We start from the raw sequence: 26,561 nt of genomic DNA on the forward strand, positions 1-26,561 counted from the left end.
CGGGGGTTCCCGGACGGGGAGCGGCGGGGCACCAGCCGCTCCCCCGGGCAGGCTCCTGACATGGATCTCCAGTGCCCGGCGACGGCCGTCCTCGTCGACGACGCGGGCATCCCGCCGTCGTGGCTGGCCCGGCTGCCGATCGCCGGGCGCTTCGGGTGCCGAGGGCACGAGGCCCTCGTGGCGCTCGTGAACGCGACGGCGGACCTGTACCGCGGCGAGACCTTCGTGGTCGCCGCACCGTCGCCGGACATCGAGGAGGCGCTGCGGAGCCAGGGCGTGGCGGCCGTCGTCCCCCTCGTGATCGAGGTCGACTCCGAGGGCTGGCGCCGCGTCCCCCCGCCGTGACGGAGGCCGCCTAGAGCACGTCCAGCGCATCGAGCCGGATGTGGACGGGCTCGCCCGTCCGCTTCGCCGACAGCGCGGCCCGGCGTGCGCGCAGCTGCCGCGTGATGCCCGCAGCGGCACGGTAGGGGAAGAACAGCAGGACGCGGTGGGAGCCCTGGCCGGCCAGGGCCTCCGTCGCCGCCCGCCCCGGCGAATCCGCACCGCGCCCTGCCGCGGCGGCGGCACGCGCGGCGAGCATCGCCTCCCGGCGCACATCGGGCGGAATCGGGGCCGGGCCGACGACGCGCGCGGCCCCCTCCGTCTCGACGCCGTCGAGGAAGTGGGTGAGGGCCTCCCGGGTCCCCGTCAGCACCGCGTACCGCACGGCCGGAGGCAGCCCGAGCTCCTGCCGCTCGACGAGTTCGCGGGCGGCGGCGCCCGCAGGATCCCAGCGCACGAGGTGCCCCACCGCGACGTCGTCGTCGCCCGTGATCACCACCGTGCCGCCTGCCGTGGACGGACGGGCGAGGATCGCCGCCGAGAACCACCGCCGGAGGGCGTCCTCGCCCGCACGCAGCGACTCGCGGCTCAGCAGGGCGTTGCCGTCGAGGAGGATGACGGCCGCGTAGCCGCCGGGGGCCACGGGTTCTGCGCCGGGCGTCGCGACGACGACGGCGGGGACATCGCGGACGGTGTCGACGATGTGCTCGCCCGCCGAGGAGACGACCGGCACGCCCGGGAACGCCCTCCCCAGTTCCTCCGCGGTCCGGGTGGCACCCGCGACGGTCGCCCGGACCCGCGTGCCACCACATTCGGCGCACGACCAGGAGTTGTCCGGCCGCCCGCACCAGCGGCACACCAGGGGGGCATCCCGTCCGGCCTGGGCCAGTGGCCCGGCGCAGGCGGAGCAGCGGGCCGGGTGGCGGCACCGGTCGCAGGCCAGCGCCGGAGAGAAGCCGGTCCGCGCGACCTGCAGCAGCACGGGGCCGTGCCGGAGCCCCGCCTGCGCCGCGGCCCAGGCGGCGTGCGGGATCCGGGCCTGCGCGGCCAGCGGGTCCCGCTCCATCTGGTAGGCGTCGGCCGCGTGGACGACGCGTGGCGTGGACCGTCGCACCTCGGCGCGGTCCGCCTGGATGGCGCGTGCCCAGCCCGTGTCGACGAGGCGCTGGGACTCGGTGGTCCGGGCGAAGGAGGAGAGCAGTACCGCGGCACCCTCCCGCTCGGCCCGCAGGAGCAGCACGTCGCGGACGTGCTGGTAGGGTGCGCGCTGCTCGATGTGCTGGTCGTCGCCGTCGTCCCACAGGCAGAGCAGGCCGAGGTCTCGCACGGGGGCGTAGGCGGCGGAGCGCGTGCCCACCGCGACGGTCGCCGTGCCCGTGAGGAGGCGCAGGAAGTTGCGGTACCGCGGCGTGGCTCCGTCCTCGCCCGTCAGGCGGGCGACGGCGGCGGCACCGAGCCGGGCGGTGAGGGCGGCCTCGACGCGGGCGAGGTCGCGCTGGTCGGGGACGACGACGACGGATCCCCGCCCCGAGGCCGCCGCGGCCGCCACGGCGTCGGCGATCTCCTCCGTCCAGGCCCTGGCGCCGAAGCCACCCAGGCTCGTGAGGACGGCCCGGGGCGATTCCCCGGCGGTCAGGTGCTGGAGGAAGGCGGAGCCGCTCGGGTAGCGCCGGAAGCTGCCGGACGACGGGCCTGCCGCGACGGGCGCGGCGCCGTCGGCCGCCTCGGGGGGAAACTCGGCCTCGACACGGGCCATGCGCGGCGGCACGGCGGAGCGCAGGACGTCGCTCACCGTGCCGACGGACCGCGCGGCGACCGCCGTCGCGAGCGCCAGGACCTCGGGCGTCAGCACCCGGTGCGGGGAGACGACCTTGCTCAGCGGCAGGAGCGTCGCCGTGGTGCTGGCCTCGTCGACGCGTTCGGCCAGGAAGCCCGCCTGCTCGCGGCCGGCGAACCGCACCTTGACCCGCACGCCGGGCTGGGCCTCGGCGTCCATGGCGGCGGGCACCGCGTAGTCGAAGAACCGGTCGAGGTGCGGGAGCTGGGCGTCGAGGACGACCCGCGCCACGGGCAGGGCGGACGCGCGCTCGGGATCGGTGCGCGGCAGCTTCGCAGCGCCGAAGCCGTGCAGCAGCGACAGCTGGCCGTCCGTGCCGCCCGAATCCCGCTTCGTCTCCGTCATGATGTCGCCGGGACCGGCGTGCGCCGGCCGCCGTCCCCTCCCGCCTCAGGCGTCGAAGTAGCTCCGGAGCTTGTCGACGCGATCGGTACGCTCCCAGGTGAAGCCGTCCTCCTCGCGGCCGAAGTGGCCGTGCGCCGCGGTGCGCTGGTAGACGGGGCGCTTCAGGTCGAGGGCGTTGATGATGCCGAGGGGCCGGAGGTCGAAGATCTCGCGGATCGCCGTGCCGATGGCCAGCGGGTCCACGGTCTCGGTGCCGAACGTCTCGACGTAGATCCCGACGGGCTGGGCCATGCCGATGGCGTAGGCGATCTGGATCTCGGCCCGGCGGGCGAGGCCCGCCGCCACGACGTTCTTCGCCACCCAGCGCATGGCGTACGCGGCCGAGCGGTCCACCTTCGACGGATCCTTGCCGCTGAACGCTCCGCCGCCGTGGCGTGCCATCCCGCCGTAGGTGTCCACGATGATCTTGCGGCCGGTGAGTCCGGCATCACCCACGGGTCCGCCGATCACGAAGGCGCCGCCGGGGTTGAGGATGTGGCGCACCGAGGACGTGTCGAGCTCGGAGTCCGCCAGGACCGGCGCGATGACGTGGTCGGCGAGATCGGCGCGGAGCTGCTCGAGGGACACGTCGGCGGAGTGCTGGGACGAGATGACGACGGAGTCGATGGAGACCGGCCGGTCGCCGTCGTACCCGATGGTCACCTGGGTCTTCCCGTCGGGCCGCAGGTACGGGAGGATGCCGTCCTTGCGGACCGCGGTGAGGCGCTCCGAGAGGCGGTGCGACAGCCAGATGGGCGTGGGCATCATCACCGCGGTCTCGTCGCTCGCGTAGCCGAACATGATGCCCTGGTCCCCGGCACCCTGGGCGTCGTAGGGGTCGACGCCGGTGCCCTCACGGGTCTCGAGGGAGGTGAACACACCCGAGGCGATCTCCGCGGACTGCTGCCCGATGGATACCGAGACGCCGCAGCGGGCGCCGTCGAAGCCGTTGGCCGAGGAGTCGTAGCCGATGCCGAGGATGGTCCGGCGGACGATGTCGGGGATCTCGACGTACGCCTCCGTGGTGACCTCGCCCGCCACGTGCACGAGGCCCGTGGTGACCAGGGTCTCGACCGCCACGCGGGAGTCGGGGTCCTGCTCGAGGAGCCCGTCGAGGATGGCGTCGCTGATCTGGTCGCAGATCTTGTCCGGATGGCCCTCGGTGACCGATTCCGAGGTGAAAAGGCGCAGGGGGGACTCAGTGCTCGGTGGATTCACGTGCCCACTCTACTTGGTCGGGGGGACGGTCCGGCCCGGCTGCTCCCCGACGGAACGGGCGCGGCGGACCGGAGGGCGCCCGCGCATCAGGGGGCGAGGAGCCGCGCGGCGTGCCCGATGACGGCGTCGGCGACGGCCCGCTTGGAACCCCGCACCGGAGCGGACTCGGTGCCGTCGGCGCCCAGGATCGTGACGGCGTTGGAATCCTCGCCGAAGACGAGGTCAGAGCCGACGACGTTGAGGACGAGGAAGTCGCAGCCCTTCCGCGCGAGCTTGGCCCGGGCATGCGTCAGCGGATCGGCCGTCGCGTCTCCCGTCTCGGCGGCGAATCCGGCGATCACGAGCGGCTCCGAGCGCCCCTCCCGCGCGAGCACCGCCTCGCGGAGGACGTCGGGGTTGCGGACGAGGGTGATCACGGGATCCGAGCCGTCGTCGCGCTTCTTGATCTTCGTGGCGACGACCTCGGCGGGCCGGAAGTCCGCCACGGCAGCGGCCATCACGAGGACGTCCGTTGCGGGCAGGGCCTCGAGGACGGCGTCGCGCAGCTGCAGCGCGGACTCGACCCGTACGACGTCGCACCCGGGCGGCGGGGCGACGTCGGCGTGAGCGAGGACGAGGGTCACATGTGCACCCTGCGCGAGTGCCGCTTCGGCGAGGGCCATACCCTGCTTGCCGGACGAGCGGTTGCCGAGGAAGCGCACGGGATCGAGGGCCTCCCGGGTGCCTCCGGCGGAGATGGTCACGCGCCTGCCCCGCAGCGGACCGGAGCCCCCGCTGCGGGCGACGGCGTCCATCGCCGCCGCGAAGATGTCGGCGGGCTCGGGGAGCCGGCCGGGACCCGAGTCCGCACCGGTGAGTCGACCGGAGGCCGGCTCCATGACGGTGACGCCGCGCGAGCGGAGGGTGGCGACGTTCGCCCGGGTGGCCGCGTGCTGCCACATCTCGGTGTGCATCGCCGGGGCCAGGAAGACGGGCCCGTGCGCCATGAGGAGCGTGCCGGTCAGGAGGTCGTTGGCCAGACCCGCGGCGGCGCGCGCGAGGACGTCCGCGGTGGCGGGGGCGACGACGATGAGGTCGGCCTCGTGGCCGAGCCGTACGTGGTTGACCTTGTCGACGTCGTCCCAGACGCTGTTGCTCACCGGGTTGCCCGAGAGGGCCTCCCAGGTGGCGGTCCCGACGAAGCGGATGGCGGCGTCGGTCGGGATGACGGTGACGTCATGCCCGGACTCCGTGAAAAGACGGAGGAGGGATGCTGCCTTGTAGGCCGCGATCCCTCCTCCGACACCAAGTACTATGCGCACCGGTCGTCCGTGGCCTGCTTCGGGGGCCGGACTATTCGGACTGTTCCATGGGCGAGGACACGAGCATGCCCTCGTTGATCTCCCGCAGTGCGATGGAGAGGGGCTTCTCGTTCAGCTTCGTGTCGACGAGGGGGCCGACGTACTCGAAGAGCCCCTCGTGGAGCTGGGAGTAGTACGCGTTGATCTGGCGGGCGCGCTTGGCGCCGTAGATCACGAGGGCGTACTTCGAGTCCGAGGCCTCCAGCAGAGAGTCGATCGGCGGGTTGATGATGCCTTCGGGCTGAGTTGACACAAAATCTCCAAATATTAGGCGGAACGGCTGCTGCGGGGCTTCTCAGCGCTGCAGCGGACGCAGTCCCATCAGTGATACGAGCTCGTCTGCCGCATGCTCCACGGAGTCGTTGACGACGGTGTGGTTGAATTCCGGCTCGGCGGCAAGTTCCAGTTTAGCGGTTTCCAGCCGTTGCTGCTGTTCCTCGGGCGTTTCGGTGCCGCGGCCCACGAGGCGGCGCACCATCTCGTCCCAGCTCGGCGGGGCGAGGAAGACGAAGTTGGCCTCCGGCATGCTCTCCTTGACCTGCCGCGCGCCCTGCAGGTCGATCTCGAGGAGCACCGTGCGGCCCTCGTCCATCGCGGCCTGGACCGTGCGGCGCAGCGTCCCGTAGCGGTTACGGCCATGGACCACGGCCCACTCCAGCAGCTGACCGTCGGCGATGAGCGAGTCGAACTCCTCGGGCGAGACGAAGAAGTAGTGAACGCCGTCCACCTCGCCGGGTCGCGGCGGGCGCGTGGTCGCGGAGACGGAGAGCCACACCTCGGGGTAGTTGTCCCGGATGTAGGTCGAGACGGTTCCCTTGCCGACCGCCGTCGGGCCGGCGAGGACAGTCAACCTGGGCTGCAACACAAACGCTTCCTTACTTGCTGGCCGAGCCAGAATGATGGTGTTCGAGGTATGAGACGAGAGCCGTGCGCTGGTGGATGCCGAGGCCTCGCACGCGACGTGTCGCGGCGATCCCGACCTCCGCCATGATCGCCGCCGCCCGGACGTCCCCGACGCCGGGCAGTGCCTTGAGGAGATCCAGGACCCGGAGGCGGCCCACGGCGTCCTCGCCGCCGGAATTCTCGATCACGTCCGCCACTGAGAGCTTACCGGTCTTCAGTCGGGCCTTGATGTCCGCCCGCACCGCCCGTGCCGCCGTCGCCTTCTCGCGTGCCCGCGTTCGCTCGACGTCCGTCAATGGCTTGAGGCTCACGGGTGCTCCCTGCGCTGGACGCCGCCCTGCAGGACGGCGACCGCTCGTTGGATGGATCGCCCGAGGAGGACTCGGGCCGGGACGGAGGTCGAACGGGACCGGCACGGGGTCGGTCCGGAACCGAACCTACCGGGCGCACCCGTCCGAAATCAATGCGCGCCCCGGCTCATCGGAGCCCGTCGCGCGTCCGCTCGGCGGCGGAGCGCAGGTCCCCGCCGTCGGGCCCGGCGGCCAGGATGGCGCGGCTCGACGTGGGGAGCACGAACGGCAGGGCCGATCCGAATGCGGCGGCGAGTTCCTCCTGCCCCGCACCCTGGGCGCCCACCCCGGGCGCGAGGATCGGGCCGTTGAGTGCGGCCAGGTCCAGGCCGAGCCGGTGTGCCGCGTCGCCGATCGTCGCCCCGACGACGAGCCCGACGGATCCGGGACCGGGGCCGACGTTCTCGGCTGCGGCGGCGCGGGCGATGGACCGCGCCACGGACTCCTCCCCGCCGGCATGCTGCACGGTGCGGCCTTCCGGGTTCGAGGTCAGCGCGAGGACGAACACGCCGCGGCCCGTGGCCGCCGCGAGATCGAGCGCGGGACGGAGCGACTCGAAGCCCAGGTAGGGGTTGAGCGTGACGGCGTCGGCGGCGAGGGGCCGGCCCTCCCCCAGCCACGCCTCCGCGTACGCCTGCATGGTCGAGCCGATGTCGCCGCGCTTCGCGTCGGCGATGGTCAGGACGTCGGCCTCCGCTGCGCGCACCAGGAGCGTCTCGAGGACGGCGAGTCCGCGTGCCCCGTGGCGCTCGTAGAGGGCCACCTGGGGTTTCACGGCCGCCGCCACGGGCCCGACGGCGTCGAGCACCGCGAGCGAGAACCGTTCGAGGCCGCCCGGCGAGTCCTCGAGCCCCCAGGCGCCCAGCAGGGCGGGGTGGGGGTCGATGCCGACGCAGAGGCTGCCCTTGGCGGCGCGGGCCACGGCGAGCCGCTCCCCGAAGGGGGCGCGGCGCGCGGCGGCACCGGCCTCAGGAGGCATCGCGGGCCTCGGTGGAGGCACGCAGGTTCGCCGCGTGTTCCTGCAGGCTCGTGACGGACCACTCGTAGGAACGCATGGCCTCGATCGCCTGGACGGCGGCCCCCACCTCGGGGATGGTGGTGATGACCGGCAGCCCGTAGGAGGTCGCGGCCGCCCGGATCTCGTAGCCGTCTCCGCGCGCCTGGCCGCCCGAAGGCGTGTTGATGATCATGTCGATGCCGCCCTCGGTGATGAGGTCGACGACGGTGCCCCGGCCCTCGCCCGCTCCCTCGGCGACCTTGCGGACCGTGGTCGCCTGGATGCCGTTACGGCGGAGGACGTCCGCGGTGCCGCCGGTCGAGACGATCTCGAAGCCGAGGTCCACGAGGCGCTTGACCGGCATGATGATCGAGCGCTTGTCGCGGTTCGCCACCGACACGAAGACCTTGCCGCTGACGGGCAGGGCCGCGTTGGCCGCGGCCTGGCTCTTGGCGAAGGCGGTATCGAAGTACTTGTCGATCCCCATGACCTCGCCCGTCGAACGCATCTCCGGGCCCAGCAGCGAGTCCACCACGGTGCCCTCCGGCGTGCGGAAGCGGCTGAACGGCAGGACGGCCTCCTTGACGGACACCGGGGCGTCCAGCGGGAGGGATCCGCCGTCGCCCCTCGCGGGCAGCAGGCCCCGCGTGCGGAGCTCGGCGACCGTGACCCCGGTCCCGATGAGCGCGGCGCCCTTGGCGAGCTGCACGCCCGTGGCCTTCGACACGAAGGGCACGGTCCGCGAGGCGCGGGGGTTCGCTTCGAGGACGTAGAGCACGTCCGAGGCGAGGGCGAACTGGATGTTGATGAGTCCGCGGACGCCGACCCCTTCGGCGATGGCGAGCGTCGCCTCGCGGACGCGCTGCAGGACGTCGGCACCGAGGGTGATGGGCGGCAGCACGCACGCCGAGTCGCCGGAGTGGATCCCGGCCTCCTCGATGTGCTCCATGATCCCGCCGAGGTACATCTCCGTGCCGTCGTACAGGGCGTCGACGTCGATCTCGATGGCGTCCTCGAGGAAGCGGTCGATCAGCACGGGGTGCGCCTCGGTGATCTCCGTGGCGTTCGTGATGTAGCGGGAGAGGTTGGCCTCGTCGTAGACGATCTCCATGCCGCGGCCGCCCAGCACATAGGAGGGGCGGACGAGGACGGGATAGCCGATGTCGTCGGCGATCGTCCTGGCGTCCTCGAAGGACACCGCGGTGCCGTTCTTCGGCGCGATGAGCCCGCCCGCGTCGAGGACGCGGCTGAAGGCCCCGCGGTGCTCGGCGAGGTCGATGGCCTCCGGCGAGGTGCCGAGGATCGGGATGCCGGCGTCGGCCAGTTCCTGGGCGAGCTTGAGCGGTGTCTGGCCGCCGAGCTGCACGAACACGCCGAGCACGCCACCGGTACGCTGCTCCGCGGCGATGACCTCCAGGACGTCCTCGAGGGTCAGCGGCTCGAAGTACAGGCGCGTGGAGATGTCGTAGTCGGTGGAGACCGTCTCGGGGTTGCAGTTGACCATCACGGTCTCGTAGCCGGCCTCGCGCAGCGCCATGGTGGCGTGGACGCACGAGTAGTCGAACTCGATCCCCTGGCCGATCCGGTTGGGTCCGGAGCCGAGGATGATGACCGAAGGCTTCTCGTGCTGCTCCACCTCGTCCTCCTCGTCGTAGGACGAGTAGTGGTACGGCGTGTAGGCCGCGAACTCCGCGGCGCACGTGTCCACCGTCTTGAAGACCGGGCGGATGCCGAGGGCGTGCCGGACACCGCGTACGACGGCGTCGGGGGTGGAGGTCAGCAGCCCGATCTGCTCGTCGGAGAAGCCGTGGCGCTTGGCGTGCCGCAGCACGTCCTCCGTCAGGTTCGGCGCCGAGCGCACCTCCTCGGCCACCTCGTTGAGGAGCACGAGCTGGTCGAGGAACCACGGGTCGATCCCGGTGGCCTCGTACAGCCGCTCCACGCTCGCGCCGCCGAGCAGCGCGCGCTGCACCTGCGAGAGTCGTTCGGTGGTGGGGCGCTTCGCAGCCTCGACGAGGGCGTCGACGTCCTCGACCGCGACCGGGGCGAAGGACAGCTGGGAGCCCTTCTGCTCGAGCGAGCGGAGCGCCTTCTGGAGCGCCTCGGTGAAGTTGCGGCCCATCGCCATCGCCTCGCCGACGGACTTCATGGTGGTGGTGAGCGTGGGGTCGGCGGCCGGGAACTTCTCGAATGCGAACCGCGGGACCTTGACCACCACGTAGTCGAGCGTCGGCTCGAACGAGGCCGGGGTCTTCAGGGTGATGTCGTTCGGGATCTCGTCGAGCGTGTAGCCGAGGGACAGCTTCGTCGCGATCTTGGCGATCGCGAAGCCCGTGGCCTTCGACGCCAGCGCGGAGGACCGCGACACGCGCGGGTTCATCTCGATGACGACGACGCGCCCGGTGTCCGGCTCGACGGCGAACTGGATGTTGCAGCCGCCCGTGTCGACGCCGACCTCACGGATGACGGCGATGGAGATGTCGCGGAGGCGCTGGTACTCCCGGTCGGTGAGGGTCAGGGCCGGCGCCACGGTGATGGAGTCGCCGGTGTGCACGCCGACGGGATCGAAGTTCTCGATGGAGCAGACGACCACGACGTTGTCGTTCTTGTCACGCATCATCTCGAGCTCGTACTCCTTCCAGCCGAGGATGCTCTCCTCGAGCAGGACCTCGCTCGTGGGGCTGTACTGCAGGCCCTGGCCGACGATCCGGCGCAGGTCCTGCTCCGTGTACGCGAGTCCCGACCCGAGACCGCCCATCGTGAACGAGGGACGGACGACCATCGGGTAGCCCAGGTCCTCCGCCGCCACGAGGGCCTCGTCGATCGAGTGGATGATGGCGGAGCGGGCGGACTCGGCACCGCAGCGCTCGACGACGCCCTTGAATTTCTCGCGGTCCTCGCCGAGCTCGATGGCGGCGATGTTCGCCCCGATCAGCTCGACGCCGAACTTCTCCAGGACGCCGTTCTTGTCGAGGGCGATGGCCGTGTTCAGCGCCGTCTGCCCGCCGAGGGTCGGCAGCAGGGCGTCCGGCCGCTCCTTCTCGATGATCTTCGCGACGACGTCGGGCGTGATCGGCTCCACGTAGGTGGCGTCCGCGAACTCGGGGTCGGTCATGATCGTGGCGGGGTTCGAGTTCACGAGGATGACGCGCAGGCCCTCCTCGCGCAGGACGCGCAGCGCCTGGGTTCCCGAGTAGTCGAATTCGGCGGCCTGGCCGATGACGATCGGCCCTGAGCCGATGACCAGGACGCTCTTGAGGTCGGTTCTGCGGGGCATCAGTTCTCTTCCTCCGTGGTGCTGCTCTGTTCTGCGGGGCTGTGCCGGGGCTGCGTGCCCGTCACCTTGGATTCGTGCGTGCCGAGTTCTGCGGCGGCCGCACGCTCGAGCGCCTCCGACTCGGAGGGGGCATCGAGGGCCGACGCCGCGCGGGCGTCGCCCGAGCCCGCGCGTTCCTTCTCGGTCTGCATGAGGTCGATGAAGCGGTCGAAGAGGTAGGCGGAGTCGTGGGGACCCGCCGCCGCCTCTGGGTGGTACTGGACGGAGAACGCGGGCAGGTCCAGGCACGCGAGGCCCTCGACGACGTCGTCGTTCAGGCTGACGTGGCTGACCTCGACGCGGCCGTAGCGTCCGGCGGGCGCCTCGACGGGGCCGTCGAGGGGCGCGTCGACCGCGAAGCCGTGGTTCTGCGACGTGATCTCCACCTTGCCGGTGCGGCGGTCCAGGACCGGCTGGTTGATGCCGCGGTGGCCGTAGCGGAGCTTGTACGTCCCGAAGCCGAGCGCGCGTCCGAGGATCTGGTTGCCGAAGCAGATGCCGAAGAACGGCATCCGCTCGTCGAGCACGCGCCGGAGGAGGTCCACCTGCGCGTCCGCGGTGGCCGGATCACCCGGGCCGTTGGACATGAACACGCCGTCGGGCCGCGCGGCCGCGATGTCCTCGAAGGTGGCGCCGGCCGGCAGGACGACAGTGCGTACGCCGCGCTGCGCGAAGTGCTTGGGCGTCATGGCCTTGATGCCGAGATCCAGCGCGGCGATCGTCGCCACCGTCTCGCCTGTCCAGCCGTGGTCGGCCGGCTCGACGACATACGCGGCGTCGATGCTGACCTCGTCGGCCAGGCGCGCGCCCGCCATGGACGGCTGGGCGACGACCTGCTCGAGCAGCCGGCCCTCCGACTGCGAGGCGTCCTCGCCGGAGAAGATCCCGGCACGCATGGCCCCGCGCTCGCGCAGGTGGCGGGTGATGGCGCGCGTGTCGACGCCCTCGATCCCGACGACGCCCTGCTCGCGCAGCTGGTCGTCGAGGCTCTGCTCCGAGCGCCAGTTCGACGGGCGCCGTGCGGCGTCGCGGATGATGTACCCGGCCACCCAGATCCGCCGGGACTCGGCGTCGTCGGCGTTGACCCCGGTGTTGCCGATGTGGGGCGCCGTCTGGACCACCAGCTGGCGCGCGTAGGAGGGGTCGGTGATGGTCTCCTGGTAGCCGGTCATGCCGGTGGCGAAGACGGCCTCGCCGAGGGCGGTGCCCTCGGCGCCGTAGGCGCGGCCGCGGAAGGTCCGCCCGTCCTCGAGGACGAGCACCGCGGGTGCCTTCCGATGGACCGGTGCCTTGGATTGGACGGTGCTCACAGCTGTTCCCTGCCTTCGGGGGTCGGTGGAGTTCGGTGGTGGGTCGTAGCGGGGGGTGGGGCCGGCACGAGCGCCGCGACGGCGGCGACGAGCTGGGCCTTGGAGGCGGCATGGCGGGTCCGGAAGCCCGTATCGACCCGCTCGGTGCCGAGGAGCCAGGTGATCACGACCAGGCCCTCCTTCTCGACGAACTTGCCGGTCATGCCGCTGGCGAGGTGGACCGACGTGAGGTCGGTGCGCGGGATGTAGACGGAGCGTGCACCCGTGCGCGTAATCAGGACACCGGCGGCGTACACGGTGGCGACGGCGTTGCCCCGCAGGCCCAGCCCGTGCACCGCGATGCGGTCGAGCCAGTCCCCCGCCGTCGTCGTCGCGACGTACTGGCCCTCGGCCTCGTAGAGTACGGGGCCGGGATCGGCGGGAGCTCCCGGGGGTTCGGCGACGTCCGCCTGACGGCGGAGCCGGTTGCGCCAGCCGAGGGCCATCAGGGCGACGACGACGACGATGATGCCGACGGCGAGGGCCACCCAGCCTAGATACTCCATGCCGGCGCCTCCTGGGCGGTCGCAGGTCCCGCGGCCGGCCGGGGCGCGGCCAGGCGTCCGTCGAGCACCGTGGGGTGGCCGCCGTAGAACGTGGCCCGCACGCTGCCGGGCAGCTCGAGGCCGCGGAAGGGGCTGTTGCGGCCCTTCGTGGCCATGGTCGCGGGATCGACCGTCCACCGCGCGGCGGGATCGACGAGGATCAGGTTCGCGGGCTCGCCGGCCGCCAGGGGACGGCCCTGGTGGGCGAGGCGGCCGATCCGGGCAGGGGTGACCGACGTGACCCGGGCGAAGCCCTCCCAGTCGAGCAGGCCGGTCTCCACCATCGTGTGCTGCACCACCGACAGGGCGGTCTCGAGGCCGGTCATGCCCATCGCGGCCTGGGCCCACTCGCATTCCTTGTGCTCGCTCGGGTGCGGGGCGTGGTCCGTGCCGACGACATCGATGGTGCCGTCGGCGAGGGCGGCCCGCAGGGCGTGGACGTCGTCGGAGGTGCGCAGCGGCGGATTGACCTTGTAGACCGGGTCGTAGCTGCGGACGAGTTCGTCCGTGAGGAGCAGGTGGTGCGGCGTGACCTCGGCGGTGACGTCGATGCCGCGTGCCTTGGCCCAGCGGATGATCTCCACCGACCCCGCAGTGGACACGTGGCAGACGTGCAGCCTCGACCCGACGTGCTGGGCGAGCAGGACGTCGCGGGCGATGATGCTCTCCTCCGCGACGGCGGGCCAGCCGGTGAGCCCGAGGACCGCCGAGACGTCGCCCTCGTTCATCTGGGCACCCTCGGTGAGCCGCGGCTCCTGGGCGTGCTGTGCGATGACGCCGTCGAAGGCCTTGACGTACTCGAGCGCCCGGCGCATAAGCACCGGATCGGAGACGCAGACGCCGTCGTCGGAGAAGACCCGGACAGCCGCGCGGGACTCCGCCATCGCCCCGAGTTCCGCGAGCCGTTCCCCGCCGAGACCCACGGTCACGGCGCCCACCGGGCGGACCTCGACCCAGCCCGCGGCGAGGCCGAGGCGGTACACCTGCTCCACGACACCCGCGGTGTCGGCCACGGGCGAGCTGTTGGCCATGGCGTGGACCGCCGTGAAGCCACCCAGTGCGGCAGCGCGCGATCCGGTCTCGACGGTCTCGGCGTCCTCCCGGCCCGGCTCGCGCAGATGCGTGTGGAGGTCCACCATGCCGGGCAGGGCCACGAGGCCCTCGGCGGCGATGGTGATCGCGGCCGCCGAGGCGTCAGCCGCCGCGGACGGCCCGACGGCGGCGAGAACGCCGTCGCGGACCAGCAGGTCCTGCGGGGCGCCACCTGTGATCGAGGCGCCCACGATGAGGTATTCGGGCAGAGTGCTGGTGTTCGTCGTCACTTGATGCGGCCTTCCGGCGTCGTGGCAGGCAGTTCGTCGTGCATCTCGCCGTCCTGCTCGTCGTGGTGGTCGCCCGAGAGCAGCAGGTAGAGCGCCGCCATGCGCACGGACACCCCGTTGCGGACCTGGGCGAGCACCGTGGAGCGGGGCGAGTCGGCCGCGGCGGAGGAGATCTCGAGCCCGCGGTTCATGGGTCCGGGGTGCATGATGACCGTGTCGTGCAGGCCCATCGTGTCGAGCAGCGCGAGGCGTCCGTCGTCGAAGCCCCAGCGCCGCGAGTACTCGCGTGTCGACGGGAAGAACGCGGCGTTCATGCGCTCCGCCTGCAGGCGGAGCATCATGACGGCGTCGGGGCGCTGCGCGAGGGCGTCGTCGAGGTTGTAGTACACCGTGCAGGGCCAGGAACCGACGCCGACGGGCAGCAGCGTGGGCGGGCCCGCGAGCAGGACCTCCGCACCCAGGGTCGTCAGGAGCCACACGTTGGAGCGGGCCACCCGGGAGTGGAGGACGTCACCGACGATCAGGACCTTCATCCCGGCGAGCGTGGTGCCGGCCGAGGGGCCGCCGCCGATCCGGGCCCAGTGGCGGCGCAGCGTGAACGCGTCGAGCAGTGCCTGGGTGGGGTGTTCGTGGGTCCCGTCGCCGGCGTTGACCACGGCCGCGTCGATCCAGCCCGACGCGGCGAGGCGGGCCGGTGCCCCGGACGCCGGGTGGCGGATGACGACGGCGTCCGCGCTCATCGCCTCGAGGGTCTGGGCCGTGTCCTTCAGGGATTCCCCCTTCGACACGGAGGAGCCCTTCGCCGCGAAGTTGATGACGTCCGCGGACAGGCGCTTGGCCGCGGCCTCGAAGGAGATGCGCGTGCGCGTGGAGTCCTCGAAGAAGAGGTTCACCACGGTGCGTCCGCGCAGGGCCGGGAGCTTCTTGATCTCCCGCTCCCCCACGGCGGACATCTCCTCGGCGACATCCAGCAGGCGCAGGGCGTTCCTCGCGGAGAGGTCCTGGGTGCTGAGCAGGTGCTTCACGCGCGGTCCTCGATGACGACCTCGTTCACCGCGGAACCCCCGATCAGGTCGATCTCCGCGAGGTGGACCCGCACGCGCTCGCGGGAGGACGTCGGGAGGTTCTTGCCGACGTGGTCGGCACGGATGGGCAGCTCCCGGTGACCGCGGTCCACGAGGACGGCGAGGCGCACGATGCGCGGGCGTCCGAGATCCGCGAGGGCGTCGAGGGCCGCACGGATGGTGCGCCCCGAGTACAGGACGTCATCGACCAGCACCACGACCTTGTCGTCGATGCCCGACGGCGGGAGCTGGGTGGCGAGCGGCGAGCGGGTGGGATTGCGCTGGAGGTCGTCACGGTACAGGGTGACGTCGAGCTGTCCCGTGATGAGATCCGCGTCGACGGACGGGTCGACGGCCGCGATCTTCTGGGCGAGCCGCTGCGCGAGTGGGAAGCCCCTGCGCGGGATGCCGAGGAGGACGAGATCACGCGGCCCCTTGTTCGCCTCGAGGATCTCATGGGCGATGCGCGTGAGAGCACGGTCGATGTCTGCTTCTGCGAGAACGACGCGCTTGTGGATGCCGGTTTCCGAGGCAGGCACGTTCATAACACGCTTCCTCCTTCCCCGCCTCACTGGACGGAATTTAAAGGCTGGTTGCACCGTCAAAACTATCACAGCGCCGCTTGCCCCTAGGGTTGCACCATGGCGAGAAACTTTTCCGGAGCAGGCGCGGGCGGCCCGCGGTGGAACGGTCCCGGGGGCGTGGACCACCACCCCGACGGCCACCATCGACCGCGGCAGCAGCCGCAGCAGCTGCAGGGCTGGTGGGGCGAGACCACGGTACGGCACCACCGTCCGGCGCCCGCCCGCACTGCAGGGCACCCCTTCCAGCCCGTCTGGAACCAGCCTCCCCCGCGCCGCCACGGCGTGCTCAACGTGCTCCTCGTGATCGTCGCGGCCCTCGTCGTGGCAGGCGTCCTGCTCCTGCTCTCCCTGTCGCTGGGTCCGTCCGCGTTCCTGCTCTGCGGCATCCTCGCCCTCGTGCCGCTGGGCATCTGCCTGCTGGGCCTGCGCTGGATCGACCGGTGGGATCCCGAACCGCGCGGCGCCCTGCTCTTCGCGTTCCTCTGGGGTGCCGGCACCTCCGTCGTCGTGACGCTGCTGCTCGGCACCTATGTCGTGGAACTGCTGGTCAGCGCGCTCGGCACCAGCTCACCGGAGGTGATCGGGCCGGTGCTGCAGGCGCCGCTGGTCGAGGAGTTCGCCAAGGGGCTCGGCGTGCTGATCCTCGTCTACACGCGTCGTAGCCATTTCGACGGCCCCGTGGACGGCATCGTCTACGCCGGGACGGTGGCGGCGGGCTTCGCGTTCACGGAGAACATCCTGTACTTCGGTTCCGCCGTGGCGGAGTCGGGGAATGCCGGCGCGCTGGTGGGCGTCTTCATCCTGCGCGGCCTGTTCTCGCCCTTCGCCCACGTCATGTTCACCTCGCTGCTCGGCTTCGTCCTCGGGTTCGCGCTGAGCCGTGGCGGCGGGAACGCCCGGATCCTCGGGGCCTTCGTCCTCGGCCTCCTCCCGGCGATCGCGGGGCACATGCTGTGGAACGGCGGCACCCTCGTGCTGTTCAACGATTTCTTCCTGTTCTACCTCGTGGTCCAGGTGCCGCTGTTCGTCGCCGCGGTGATCTCCGTCGTCCTCCTGCGCCGCTCCGAGCGCCGCCTGACCGAGGCACGGCTCGGCGACTACGCCCGGGCCGGCTGGTTCACGCCCGAGGAGGTGCGGATGCTGGCGACGCGCCCGGGCCGGTCGCAGGCGCTCGCCTGGGCGCAGTCCGTGGGCGCCGAGCGGGACATGCGCGCGTTCATCCGCACCGGATCGCGGATCGCCTACACGCGGCAGCGCATGCTGGGCGGACGGCGCGACGCCGACTACGCCGCCGAGGAACGCAGGCTCCTGGACGACGCCACGCAGCGGCGCGCGCGGATCTTCCAGCTGGCATCGGCCGCCCGCTGACGCGCACCCGCACGCTCCGGGCCGGGAACGCGGGAAGCTCCCGTCGACGGCCCGGAGGGCGATCAGCGGGAGCTTCCGGTGGCGGAGGGTCCGTCGGCGGAGCTACGCGAGCAGGGTCGGCTTGAGCTGCTGCAGCCGGCCGAGGAGGCCGTTGACGAACTTCGGCGACTCGTCGGTGGAGAGGACCTTGGCGAGCTCCACGGCCTCGCTCACCGCGACGCCGTCGGGGACGTCGTCGTTGTACAGCAGTTCCCAGCTGCCGATCCGCAGGATCATGAGGTCCACCGCGGGCATGCGGTCGAGTGTCCAGCCCTGGGAGTAGGTGCTGAGGAACTCGTCGATCTGCTCCTGGTGCTCGAGGACGCCCTCGACGATGTCCACCGTGTAGTCGGCGATGACCATGTCCGTCTTCTCGCGGCGTGCGCGGATGACCTCGAGGGCAGGCATCTCGCGCTGCGTCGATTCGAAGAGGATGTCGAGGGCCCGACGTCGGGCCTTACTGCGGGCGCTCACTCGTTGACGCGTCCCAGGTACTCGCCGGTCCGGGTGTCGACCTTGACCTTGGTGCCGTTGCCCAGGAACAGCGGGACCTGGATCTCGTGGCCGGTCTCGACCGTCGCGGGCTTGGTGCCGCCGGTCGAGCGGTCGCCCTGCAGGCCCGGCTCGGTGTAGGTGATCTCCAGCGTGACGGACGCGGGGAGCTCGACGTAGAGCGGTGAGCCCTCGTGCATGGCGATGGTGGCCATCTGGCTCTCGAGCATGAAGTTCGCGGCGTTGCCGACCACCTTGCCGGGCACGGTGATCTGGTCGTAATCCGTGGTGTCCATGAAGACGAAGTCCTCGCCGTCCTTGTACAGGTACTGGTAGTCGCGGCGGTCCACGGTGGCCGTCTCGATCTTGAGGCCTGCGTTGAAGGTCTTGTCGACCACCTTGCCGGAGAGGATGTTGCGGAGCTTGGTGCGGACGAATGCTCCACCCTTGCCGGGCTTGACGTGCTGGAATTCGAGGACGTTCCAGAGGTTGCCCTCGAGTTTCAGCACAGTGCCGTTCTTGATGTCGTTCGTGGTCGCCACAGATTCACTTTCGTCGGTTTCGCGGATGGATGGGCCGGCCGAGGCACAGCGGGCGCGCGGAGTCGCGCCAAAAGTCCAGAAGCCAGTCTACCCCGCGCGGCGCGGCGGGCTCCCGTGGCCGTGCGGAGAACCGTCGCCGCCGCTCAGGAGGCGATCTCCTGATAGGCGGCGAAGAGCAGGGAGGTGTCGGGGACCTCGAGCATGCCGGGCCGGCCGATGCCGTCGAGCACGACGAAGCGGAGGAGGTCGCCACGGGACTTCTTGTCGCGGCGCATCCCGTCGAGGAGGGACGCCCAGCGGTCCCGGCGGTAGGTCACGGGGAGCCCGAGGGATTCGAGGATGGCCCTGTGGCGGTCGGCGTCCGCGTCGCTGAGCCGCCCCACCATCCGGGAGAGTTCGGCCGCGAAGACCAGGCCCACCGACACCGCGGCGCCGTGGCGCCAGGAGTACCGCTCGGCGAGCTCGATGGCGTGCCCGAGGGTGTGGCCGTAGTTGAGGTACTCACGGCGGCCCGTGTCGCGCAGGTCCTCCGAGACGACGTCGGCCTTCACCCGGATGGCGCGTTCCACGAGCTCGCGCAGCACCGGCGATGCCGCGTCCGTGGCGGCCGCGGTGTCCTGCTCGATCAGGTCGAGGATGACGGGGTCCGCGATGAAGCCGCACTTGACCACTTCCGCGAGCCCGGTCACGAGCTCGTTCTTCGGCAGCGTGCCCAGGGCGTCCAGGTCGGCGAGGACCGCCGCCGGCGGGTGGAAGGCGCCCACGAGGTTCTTCCCCTCGGCCGTGTTGATGCCCGTCTTGCCGCCGACGGCGGCGTCCACCATCCCGAGGAGGCTCGTGGGAAGGTGCACCACCCGCACGCCGCGCAGCCAGGTGGCTGCGACGAACCCGCCGAGGTCCGTCACCGCTCCGCCACCCACCGTGACGACGGCGTCGGAGCGGGTGAAGTCGTTCTGGCCGAGCACCTGCCAGCAGAAGGCGGCAACCTGGATGTGCTTGCCCTCCTCGGCGTCCGGGATCTCGGCCGTCACGGCCGTGAAGCCGGCATCGGCGAGTTCGGCACGCACGGTGTCTCCCGTGGCGCGCAGGGCACGCGGGTGGATGACCAGCACGCGGCGCACCCGCTCCCCGAGGATCGCCGGCAGGCGGCCCAGCAGTCCCCGTCCCACGACGACGTCGTAGGTGTTCTCGGGAGTGCTGCCGGTCACCGGGATGATGGTCGCGTCGTCAGTCGACATGGGGTTGCGTCCCGCTTTCGTCGTTCGGGTGGATGATCTGTGCCGGGACGACGTCACGGTCGGCCCGGTGGTCTCGGGGCAGTTCCTGCAGCACTGCGTCGGCGACGGCGCGCACCGAGCGTCCGCGCGTGTCGATGGTGATCGACGCGAGGGAGGCGTAGGTGGGACGGCGCTGCGCGTAGAGCTCCTGCCAGCGCTCGGCCGGACTCCCCGCGAGGAGGGGACGGGCGGTGTCCGCGCTGATGCGGGGCAGGACGGTGTCGATGTCGGTGTCGAGGAACACCACGGTGGCATCGGCGAGCAGCGCACGGGTCCGCGGATGGAGCACAGCTCCGCCACCGAGAGAGACGACGGCGTCGTCGGTCCTCAGGGCCTCGCCCACCACGTCGGCCTCGATGCTCCGGAAGAACTGCTCACCCTCGCGGGCGAAGAGGGAGCCGATACTGCCGTGCCGTTCGACGATCACGCGGTCCGAGTCGATGAAGGGGACGTGCAGGCGCTGCGCCAGTGCGCGCCCCACCGCCGACTTGCCCGATGCCATGGGCCCGATGAGCACCAGGCGCGAACGGGTCTCCATCACACGCCGGCGGAGTCCAGGAACTCCGGGATGTTCTCGAGGTAGCTCTGCAGGTTGCGGGCGGTCTCCGCGAGGGAGTCGCCGCCGAACTTCTCGGTGACCGCCTCGGCCAGCACCAGCGCGGTCATGGCCTCGGCGACCACTCCCGCCGCCGGCACGGCGCACACGTCGGAGCGCTGGTGGTGGGCCCGGGCGGCGGCACCCGTGCTCACGTCCACCGTGCGCAGTGCGCGCGGAACCGTGGCGATGGGCTTCATCGCGGCGCGGACGCGGAGTGCGTCGCCGATGCTCATGCCGCCCTCGATGCCGCCCGCGCGGTTGCTGACGCGGACGATCTTGCCGTCCTCGTTCCGGACGATCTCGTCGTGTGCGGCGGTTCCGCGGCGCGCGGCGGTCTCGAACCCGTCGCCCACCTCGACACCCTTGATGGCCTGGATCCCCATGAGGGCGGCAGCGAGGCGCGAGTCGAGCCGGCGGTCCCAGTGGACGTAGCTCCCGAGTCCCGGCGGCAGGCCGTAGGCGACCACCTCGACGACTCCCCCGAGGGTCTCGCCCTCCTTGTGCGCGGCGTCGACCTCGGCCACCATCGCGTCCGAGGTGTCCCGGTGGAAGCACCGCAGCGGGTCGGTGTCGAGCGCGATGACGTCGTTCGGGCCGGGCAGGGGCGCGTCCTCGGGGACGGACACGGAGGCGATGGACACCGTGTGGCTGACCAGCCGGATGCCGAGGCCCTCGAGGAACTTCGCGGCCACCGTGCCGAGGGCCACGCGCGTGGCGGTCTCGCGGGCACTCGCGCGCTCGAGGACGGGGCGAGCCTCGTCGAAACCGTACTTCTGCATGCCCGTGAAGTCCGCGTGCCCCGGCCGGGGCCGGGTGAGGGGTGCGTTGCGTGCCGAGGCGGCGAGTTCGGCGGCGTCCTCCTCGCCGAGCGGATCCGCGGACATGATCTTCTCCCACTTGGGCCACTCGGTGTTGGCGACCTCGATGGCCACGGGTCCGCCCTGCGTGAGACCGTGGCGCACGCCGCCGAGGATGCGGACGGAGTCCTGCTCGAACTTCATGCGGGCTCCGCGCCCGTAGCCGAGGCGGCGGCGGGCCAGTGCTTCCTGGATGTCGGTACTCGTGATGCCCACTCCCGCGGGCATGCCCTCGATGATCCCGACCACGGCGGGGCCGTGCGATTCTCCTGCCGTCAACCAACGCAACATGGTTTCCATACTGCCATGCAGCACTGCAGGCTTCAGTGCCGGGGGGCGCCCACTGCGTCACACATCACGTTTAAGACCGTCGCGCTGTCCTGCCCGATGTCCGGGAAGAACAGGCGGACCTGTTCGACCGCCTGGTGGAGCAGCATGTCGAGGCCGGGCACGATCGTGCCGCCGGCGCGCTGCCAGTCCGCTGCGAGGGCGCTGGGCCATGGGTCGTAGGCGACGTCGAGCAGCGTCCCGTCCGTGCGGAAACCGTCCCGGAGGGGGCAGAGCGCGTCCGCTGCGCGGGGCGGGAGCGTGGAGATGACGACGTCCGACTCCGCCAGCGCCCGTCCTGCCCCGCCCCAGGGCTCGACCGTGACGCCGATGCCGAGCGCGGTCCCGATCGTCGCGAGCCCGGTGGCCGCCTCCGGCCGGCGCACGAGCACCGTGACCTCGGTCGCACCGAGCCGGGCGAGCCCCGCGACGGCCGCGGCAGCGGTGCCACCTCCCCCGAGCACGGCGGCCCGCTCGGGCCGCCGGACGCCGGCGGCGGCCAGGGCGTTCGCCACTCCCGCGACGTCGGTGTTGTGTCCGGTGAGGACCCGGTCCGCGCCGTGCCCTTCGACGACGACGGTGTTGACCACCCCGAGCACCGACGCCGGGTCCGTGGTCTGGTCGACGAGCCGGGCCATGCCGCCCTTCAGCGGCATGGTGACGGACAGTCCGCGCCAGCCGTCGGAGCGTCGCACTCCGGCGACGAAGTCGGTGAGGTCCGCTTCAGCGACCTCGACGGCGGTGTAGGAGCAGTCGATCCCCAGGGCCCGGTACGCCGCCGCGTGGAGCAGCGGTGACTTGGAGTGGCCGATGGGGGAACCGACGACGGCGGCTCGGAGACGCCGAGGCGCCCCCGGCGCCCCCGGTACCGTCCAGGGCACCTACTCGCACCGTCCGGCGTTGTCGGCGCACCAGGCGTCGTACTCGGCGACGTAGCGCAGGTGCTCAGCGTAGGTCTCGGAGAACTTGGTCTCGGCCGTGTCGAGGTTCACCGTCACCCAGAAGTAGAAGGGCACGTCCGCCGGATTGACCGTCGCGTCGATGGCCTCGTCGCTCGGCGAGCCGATGGGGCCCTTCGGCAGGCCGGGGTTCGCGAAGGTGTTGTACGGATTGGACGTGTCCGCCTTCTCCTCGGGCGTCAGCTGGTAGGTCCGCTTGCCCAGCCCGTAGGCCACGGTGGCGTCGGACTGCAGGAGGCCGTTGGTCTCGGTGTTGCCGGGCGTGAGGCGGTTGTTGATCGAGCCGGCCACGGTCGCGTAGTCGCCCTCGCCTGCCTCGGCCTGCACGATGCTCGCGATGGTGAGGATCTCGTACTGCTTGTTCGGATCGGTGACGCCGTCCTGCGCCAGGCGGTCCGTCGTGGCCTTGACCATCTCGGCGATGATGTCGGTGGCGCCGGCCTCGACGTCGAAGCGGTACTCCCCCGGGTGCAGGTAGCCCTCGAGCGAGAGTGCCTGCGGCGGGAGGCCGAACTGCGTCGGTGCGGCCGCGAGTGCCTCGAACTCGGCGCGCGGGATACCCGTCGATTCGGTGAGGATGTCGAAGACCTCGTTCTGCCGGAGGTCCCGCGCGACGGCGGCGTAGGACACGAGGGACGGGTCGGCGCCCAGCAGCGCCTCCGCGGCATCCGAGGAGGACATCTGCAGGCGCATCTCGTATTCGCCCGGCTGGACCTCGCGGCCCTCCGCGATCGCCGAGAGCGCCGTGACGAAGGTCGCCGAGTCGGCGACGATGTCGGCGGTCTCGAGGCCCTCGCCGATCGCGAGGGCACCGGCCCCCGAGGGGACCGTGAACACGGTCTCCTCGCCGCCGGGCCCTGCGTAGTCGGTGACGTCGTCGAGTCCGAGGAAGTCGCGCAGCATCATCGCGGCGCCGTAGACCGTGCCCGCGAACAGCATGAGGACGACGAGCATGACGACGGTGCGGCGCAGGCGCCGTCGCTGCCGCATCTTGGACGACTGCGGCCGGCGGTCGGGCCGCGGGTCGTCCTGCGCGGCGAAGAACTCCTCGACGGGCTCGGGGTGGGCGTACCCCTCGTCCCCGGCGTGGGTCCCGGGGCCGTGTCGGCCGTCGGAGTCGCGGGAGGCGGGAGACTGGCCGGTACGGTTACTCATGACTCCGGTTCCCTCGTGCTCGACGAACTGTCCTTGATAACTGGCTCCTCAGTAGGGGTCGGCGGGAGGCCCTGAGCGACCTCTGCCTCACGCACAGGAACCGGATCCCCCACGTCCCGTCCACGTGAACGTTGCATGTCGATGGCGTGCTGGAGAATTTCGACAGCAGCCACCTGATCCACCACTTTACGATGCTCGCGGCTGCTCAGACCAGCCGCGTGGAGCGAACGGTGGGCCGATACCGTGCTCAGCCGTTCATCGACCAAGCGTACCGGCACCGGGTGGGACTGGCGGATCAATTCCTCGGCCACCAGGCCGGCATAGGTCCGGGCCATGTCGGCGGACGCGCCCTCCCGGCCGCTGAGGTTCTTCGGAAGTCCCACGACGATCTGGACGGCGCCGCGTTCCACGGCTTCCCGGACGAGGATCCGGACGTCGCTGTTCTTGCGCGCGTCGCGCTTCAGCGTCCGGATGGGGGTGGCCAGCAGGCCGTCCCGGTCGCAGCCGGCGAGTCCCACGCGGACCTGCCCGACATCCACCCCGAGCTTCGGACCGCGGGGATAGGGAGCGGCGTCCGGGTTCCCGGTCGCCGCTCCCGCGCCGTCGTCCGTCATGGGAGGCGTCAGCGTTCCGCTACAGCCGTGCGGATGGCGGAGAGTGCGTCGGGGATGCGCGAGGCGTCCGAACCGCCGCCCTGCGCGACGTCGTCCTTGCCGCCGCCGCCGCCGCCGAGGATCTTCGCCGCCGTGCGGACCAGTGCTCCGGCCTTCACGCCGGCGGTCCGCGCCGCCTCGTTGGTCGCGACGAGCACGAGCGGTCGGTCCTGCGAGACGCCGGTCGCGGCGACCACGGCCGGCTCGGATCCCAGGCGTCCGCGCAGGTCGAGCACGAGCGTCCGCAGTTCGTCCGCGCCGCCGATCTCGCCGGCGTCGTGCGCGACGAGGCGCACGCCGTCGACGTCGACGGCCGTGTCGACGAGCGATCCCGCGGCCGCGGCGAGCTGTTCCTTGCGGAGCCGGTCGAGTTCCTTCTCCGCGGCCTTGAGCTTGTTCAGGGTGGCGGAGAGGCGCTCGGGCAGCTGGGCGGACGGCACCTTCAGCATGTCGGAGAGCTCGGAGACGAGGGCCCGCTCGGCGGCGAGGTGCCGGAACGCGTCGAGCCCGACGAGGGCCTCCACGCGCCGGTTACCCGATCCGACGGACTGCTCGCCGAGGAGCGTGAGGCTGCCGATGAGCGACGTGGACGCCACGTGCGTGCCGCCGCACAGCTCGCGGGAGAACTCGGCGTTCATCTCGACCACGCGGACGGTGTCGCCGTACGCCTCACCGAAGAGGGCCGTCGCGCCGAGGGCCTTGGCGTCCGCGAGGGACATGATCTTCGTCTCGACCTCGTAGTTGTTGCGGATCGCGATGTTGGAGACCTCCTCGATCTCCGAGCGGGCCGCGGCGCTGATGCCCTCGCCCCAGGAGAAGTCGAAGCGCAGGTATCCGGCCTTGTTGAAGGACCCGCGCTGGAGCGCCTCGGGACCGAGGATCTCGTGCAGGGCGGCGTGGACGATGTGCGTCCCCGAGTGGGCCTGCTCCCCTGCGTGGCGGCGCTGGCGGTCGACGGCAGCCGTCACCGTTGCACCCTGGGCGACCTCGCCCTCCCGCACGACGGCGCGGTGCACGCTGAGGCCCTTGACGGGCCGCTGGACGTCGAGGACCTCGACGACGAAGCCGTCCCCAGTGATCAGGCCGACATCTGCCGCCTGGCCGCCCGCCTCCGCGTAGAACGGGGTCTGGTCGAGGACGAGCTCGATCTCGTCGCCCTGGAGCGCACTCGGGACCGACGCGCCCTTGTCGAGGACGCCGATGATCGTCGCCTCGGACGTCAGCTCGTCGTAGCCGGTGAAGATCGTCTGGCCGCGTCCGAGGAGTTCGTTGAAGACCGAGAGGTCGGCGTGGCCGGCCTTCTTCCCGCGGGCATCCGCCTGGGCGCGCCGGCGCTGCTCGAGCATGAGCGAGCGGAAGCCGTCGGCGTCCACGGCCAGTCCCGCCTCCTCCGCCATCTCGAGGGTCAGGTCGATCGGGAAACCGTAGGTGTCGTGCAGCGTGAAAGCGTCCTGGCCGGACAGGGGACGTTCCTCGGCGAGCGACTCCCGGACGGCTTCCTCGAGCCGGGCCGTACCCGAGGCGATGGTGCGCAGGAATGCCTTCTCCTCCGCGTACGCGATCCGGCTGATGCGTTCGAAGTCCTTCTCGACCTCCGGGTAGACGCCCTTCATGGCATCGCGTGATGCCGGCAGCAGCTCCGGCAGGCACGCCTTCTCGACCCCGAGGAGGCGCATGGCACGCACGGCGCGGCGGATGAGGCGGCGCAGCACGTAGCCGCGGCCCTCGTTGGAGGGGGTGACGCCGTCGGCGATGAGCATGAGCGAGGACCGGATGTGGTCGGCGACCACGCGCATGCGGACGTCGTCGGTGTGGTGCGGGTCCTCGGGCGACTCGGCGCTCGTGTAGGCCTTGCCGCTGAGAGACGCGGCCCGGTCGAGGACGGGCCGGACCTGGTCCGTCTCGTACATGTTCTCGACGCCTTGCAGGATCATGGCGAGGCGCTCGAGGCCGAGGCCCGTGTCGATGTTCTTCTTCGGGAGCTCGCCGAGGATCTCGAAGTCGTCCTTGCCGGTGCCCTCGCCGCGCTGGTACTGCATGAACACGAGGTTCCAGATCTCCACGTACCGGGTGTCGTCGGCTTCAGGGCCGCCGTCCACTCCGTACGCGGGTCCGCGGTCGTAGAAGATCTCGGAGCAGGGACCGGCCGGGCCGGGCTGCCCGGTGGACCAGTAGTTGTCCTTCTTGCCCATCTTCTGGATGCGCTCGACCGGGACGCCGATGCTGTCACGCCAGATCTCCAGGGCTTCCTCGTCCTCGTGGTAGACCGTAATCCAGAGCCTGGACGCCGGCAGGCCGAAGCCGCCGTCGGCCACGTCGCTGGTCAGGAGCTGCCAGGCGAGGCGGATGGCGTCGGCCTTGAAGTAGTCGCCGAAGGAGAAGTTGCCGCACATCTGGAAGAACGTGCCGTGGCGGGCGGTCTTGCCGACCTCCTCGATGTCACCCGTGCGGATGCACTTCTGCACGCTGGTGGCCCGGCTGTACGGCGCCACCTCGCGGGCCGTCAGGTACGGGATGAAGGGCACCATCCCGGCGACCGTGAAGAGCAGCGACGGATCGGAGGAGATCAGTGACGCCGAGGGCACGACCGTGTGCCCGTTCTTCTCGAAGTAGCTCAGCCAGCGACTGGCGATCTCGTGGGACTTCATGGGGCAATCCTTCAGTGGTTGGTCGGGACGCGGTGGACCGGTCGGGGCGCCGGGGCGACCGGACGCGGCGCGGCATGGCGTGCCGCCGGCGCGACGCCCGGGCGCGGGACGCG

The 26,561-nt window shown here is 71.4% G+C and carries 24 protein-coding genes; 2 read left to right on the forward strand and 22 right to left on the reverse strand.

What is annotated here, in order from left to right:
- Window positions 1–60: 60 nt before the first annotated feature.
- The gene (locus tag AC0Z9V_RS02635) at window positions 61–345 is read left to right on the forward strand and encodes a hypothetical protein (protein ID WP_459289935.1); all 285 of its coding nucleotides are present in this window, start codon (window positions 61–63) and stop codon (window positions 343–345) included.
- Window positions 346–355: 10 nt separating this feature from the next.
- Here AC0Z9V_RS02635 and AC0Z9V_RS02640 read toward each other — a convergent pair whose 3' ends face one another.
- From AC0Z9V_RS02640 to pyrR, 13 genes are all read right to left on the reverse strand, one after another.
- A complete protein-coding gene (locus AC0Z9V_RS02640; protein WP_485140625.1) occupies window positions 356–2,506 on the reverse strand; it encodes a primosomal protein N' in 2,151 nt (716 codons plus the stop codon).
- 45 nt (window positions 2,507–2,551) lie between these two features.
- Window positions 2,552–3,763: a methionine adenosyltransferase gene (gene metK, locus AC0Z9V_RS02645; RefSeq protein ID WP_244186232.1), complete on the reverse strand. Its 1,212-nt coding sequence runs from the start codon at window positions 3,761–3,763 to the stop codon at window positions 2,552–2,554.
- An 86-nt stretch (window positions 3,764–3,849) separates the two neighbouring features.
- Entirely contained in the window at window positions 3,850–5,064 is a 1,215-nt protein-coding gene (coaBC, locus tag AC0Z9V_RS02650; protein ID WP_485140626.1) for a bifunctional phosphopantothenoylcysteine decarboxylase/phosphopantothenate--cysteine ligase CoaBC, read from the reverse strand.
- Window positions 5,065–5,095: 31 nt separating this feature from the next.
- On the reverse strand, window positions 5,096–5,356 hold the full coding sequence (gene rpoZ / locus AC0Z9V_RS02655) for a DNA-directed RNA polymerase subunit omega (protein ID WP_055771293.1): 261 nt from the start codon (window positions 5,354–5,356) through the stop codon (window positions 5,096–5,098).
- Window positions 5,357–5,398: 42 nt separating this feature from the next.
- Window positions 5,399–5,968 (reverse strand): guanylate kinase, encoded by a 570-nt coding sequence (gene gmk / locus AC0Z9V_RS02660; protein ID WP_133080579.1) that lies wholly within the window; start codon window positions 5,966–5,968, stop codon window positions 5,399–5,401.
- Window positions 5,969–5,978: 10 nt separating this feature from the next.
- Window positions 5,979–6,317 carry an integration host factor, actinobacterial type gene (gene mihF / locus AC0Z9V_RS02665; RefSeq protein ID WP_133080580.1) on the reverse strand — a complete coding sequence of 113 codons (339 nt, stop codon included), beginning with the start codon at window positions 6,315–6,317 and terminating at the stop codon, window positions 5,979–5,981.
- A 166-nt stretch (window positions 6,318–6,483) separates the two neighbouring features.
- The gene (gene pyrF / locus AC0Z9V_RS02670) at window positions 6,484–7,335 is read right to left on the reverse strand and encodes an orotidine-5'-phosphate decarboxylase (protein ID WP_485140627.1); all 852 of its coding nucleotides are present in this window, start codon (window positions 7,333–7,335) and stop codon (window positions 6,484–6,486) included.
- Window positions 7,325–10,630, reverse strand: a complete 3,306-nt coding sequence (carB, locus tag AC0Z9V_RS02675) for a carbamoyl-phosphate synthase large subunit (RefSeq protein ID WP_133080582.1) — start codon at window positions 10,628–10,630, stop codon at window positions 7,325–7,327. The genes pyrF and carB overlap by 11 nt, the downstream gene beginning before the upstream one ends.
- Window positions 10,630–11,979, reverse strand: a complete 1,350-nt coding sequence (carA, locus tag AC0Z9V_RS02680) for a glutamine-hydrolyzing carbamoyl-phosphate synthase small subunit (protein WP_485140628.1) — start codon at window positions 11,977–11,979, stop codon at window positions 10,630–10,632. Before carA ends, carB begins: the two co-directional genes overlap by 1 nt.
- On the reverse strand, window positions 11,976–12,524 hold the full coding sequence (locus AC0Z9V_RS02685; protein WP_485140629.1) for a PH-like domain-containing protein: 549 nt from the start codon (window positions 12,522–12,524) through the stop codon (window positions 11,976–11,978). The genes carA and AC0Z9V_RS02685 overlap by 4 nt, the downstream gene beginning before the upstream one ends.
- A complete protein-coding gene (locus AC0Z9V_RS02690) occupies window positions 12,512–13,885 on the reverse strand; it encodes a dihydroorotase (protein WP_485140630.1) in 1,374 nt (457 codons plus the stop codon). Before AC0Z9V_RS02690 ends, AC0Z9V_RS02685 begins: the two co-directional genes overlap by 13 nt.
- Window positions 13,882–14,910 carry an aspartate carbamoyltransferase catalytic subunit gene (locus AC0Z9V_RS02695; protein WP_459268186.1) on the reverse strand — a complete coding sequence of 343 codons (1,029 nt, stop codon included), beginning with the start codon at window positions 14,908–14,910 and terminating at the stop codon, window positions 13,882–13,884. The genes AC0Z9V_RS02690 and AC0Z9V_RS02695 overlap by 4 nt, the downstream gene beginning before the upstream one ends.
- Entirely contained in the window at window positions 14,907–15,494 is a 588-nt protein-coding gene (gene pyrR, locus AC0Z9V_RS02700; RefSeq protein ID WP_133080587.1) for a bifunctional pyr operon transcriptional regulator/uracil phosphoribosyltransferase PyrR, read from the reverse strand. Before pyrR ends, AC0Z9V_RS02695 begins: the two co-directional genes overlap by 4 nt.
- A gap of 96 nt (window positions 15,495–15,590) precedes the next feature.
- Here pyrR and AC0Z9V_RS02705 point away from each other — a divergent pair, with 96 nt between their 5' ends.
- Window positions 15,591–16,901, forward strand: a complete 1,311-nt coding sequence (locus tag AC0Z9V_RS02705) for a PrsW family intramembrane metalloprotease (protein ID WP_485140631.1) — start codon at window positions 15,591–15,593, stop codon at window positions 16,899–16,901.
- A 102-nt stretch (window positions 16,902–17,003) separates the two neighbouring features.
- Here the strand turns inward: AC0Z9V_RS02705 and nusB are convergent, their stop codons facing one another.
- From nusB to alaS, 9 genes are all read right to left on the reverse strand, one after another.
- Entirely contained in the window at window positions 17,004–17,414 is a 411-nt protein-coding gene (gene nusB, locus AC0Z9V_RS02710) for a transcription antitermination factor NusB (protein ID WP_208741214.1), read from the reverse strand.
- Window positions 17,411–17,974 carry an elongation factor P gene (gene efp, locus AC0Z9V_RS02715; RefSeq protein WP_133080590.1) on the reverse strand — a complete coding sequence of 188 codons (564 nt, stop codon included), beginning with the start codon at window positions 17,972–17,974 and terminating at the stop codon, window positions 17,411–17,413. The genes nusB and efp overlap by 4 nt, the downstream gene beginning before the upstream one ends.
- A gap of 143 nt (window positions 17,975–18,117) precedes the next feature.
- Window positions 18,118–19,212 (reverse strand): 3-dehydroquinate synthase, encoded by a 1,095-nt coding sequence (gene aroB, locus AC0Z9V_RS02720; protein ID WP_459268184.1) that lies wholly within the window; start codon window positions 19,210–19,212, stop codon window positions 18,118–18,120.
- Window positions 19,202–19,789: a shikimate kinase gene (locus AC0Z9V_RS02725; RefSeq protein WP_133080592.1), complete on the reverse strand. Its 588-nt coding sequence runs from the start codon at window positions 19,787–19,789 to the stop codon at window positions 19,202–19,204. The genes aroB and AC0Z9V_RS02725 overlap by 11 nt, the downstream gene beginning before the upstream one ends.
- Window positions 19,789–20,997 carry a chorismate synthase gene (aroC, locus tag AC0Z9V_RS02730; RefSeq protein WP_133080593.1) on the reverse strand — a complete coding sequence of 403 codons (1,209 nt, stop codon included), beginning with the start codon at window positions 20,995–20,997 and terminating at the stop codon, window positions 19,789–19,791. The genes AC0Z9V_RS02725 and aroC overlap by 1 nt, the downstream gene beginning before the upstream one ends.
- Window positions 20,998–21,029: 32 nt before the next feature.
- On the reverse strand, window positions 21,030–21,914 hold the full coding sequence (locus AC0Z9V_RS02735) for a shikimate dehydrogenase (protein WP_485140632.1): 885 nt from the start codon (window positions 21,912–21,914) through the stop codon (window positions 21,030–21,032).
- The gene (gene mltG, locus AC0Z9V_RS02740) at window positions 21,915–23,147 is read right to left on the reverse strand and encodes an endolytic transglycosylase MltG (RefSeq protein WP_133080595.1); all 1,233 of its coding nucleotides are present in this window, start codon (window positions 23,145–23,147) and stop codon (window positions 21,915–21,917) included.
- Window positions 23,144–23,761, reverse strand: coding sequence for a Holliday junction resolvase RuvX (ruvX, locus tag AC0Z9V_RS02745; protein WP_459268182.1), 618 nt, complete (start codon window positions 23,759–23,761; stop codon window positions 23,144–23,146). Before ruvX ends, mltG begins: the two co-directional genes overlap by 4 nt.
- A gap of 8 nt (window positions 23,762–23,769) precedes the next feature.
- Window positions 23,770–26,448: an alanine--tRNA ligase gene (gene alaS / locus AC0Z9V_RS02750; protein ID WP_485140633.1), complete on the reverse strand. Its 2,679-nt coding sequence runs from the start codon at window positions 26,446–26,448 to the stop codon at window positions 23,770–23,772.
- Window positions 26,449–26,561 lie beyond the last annotated feature (113 nt).

Source organism: Arthrobacter sp. UYP4, from assembly GCF_057291175.1.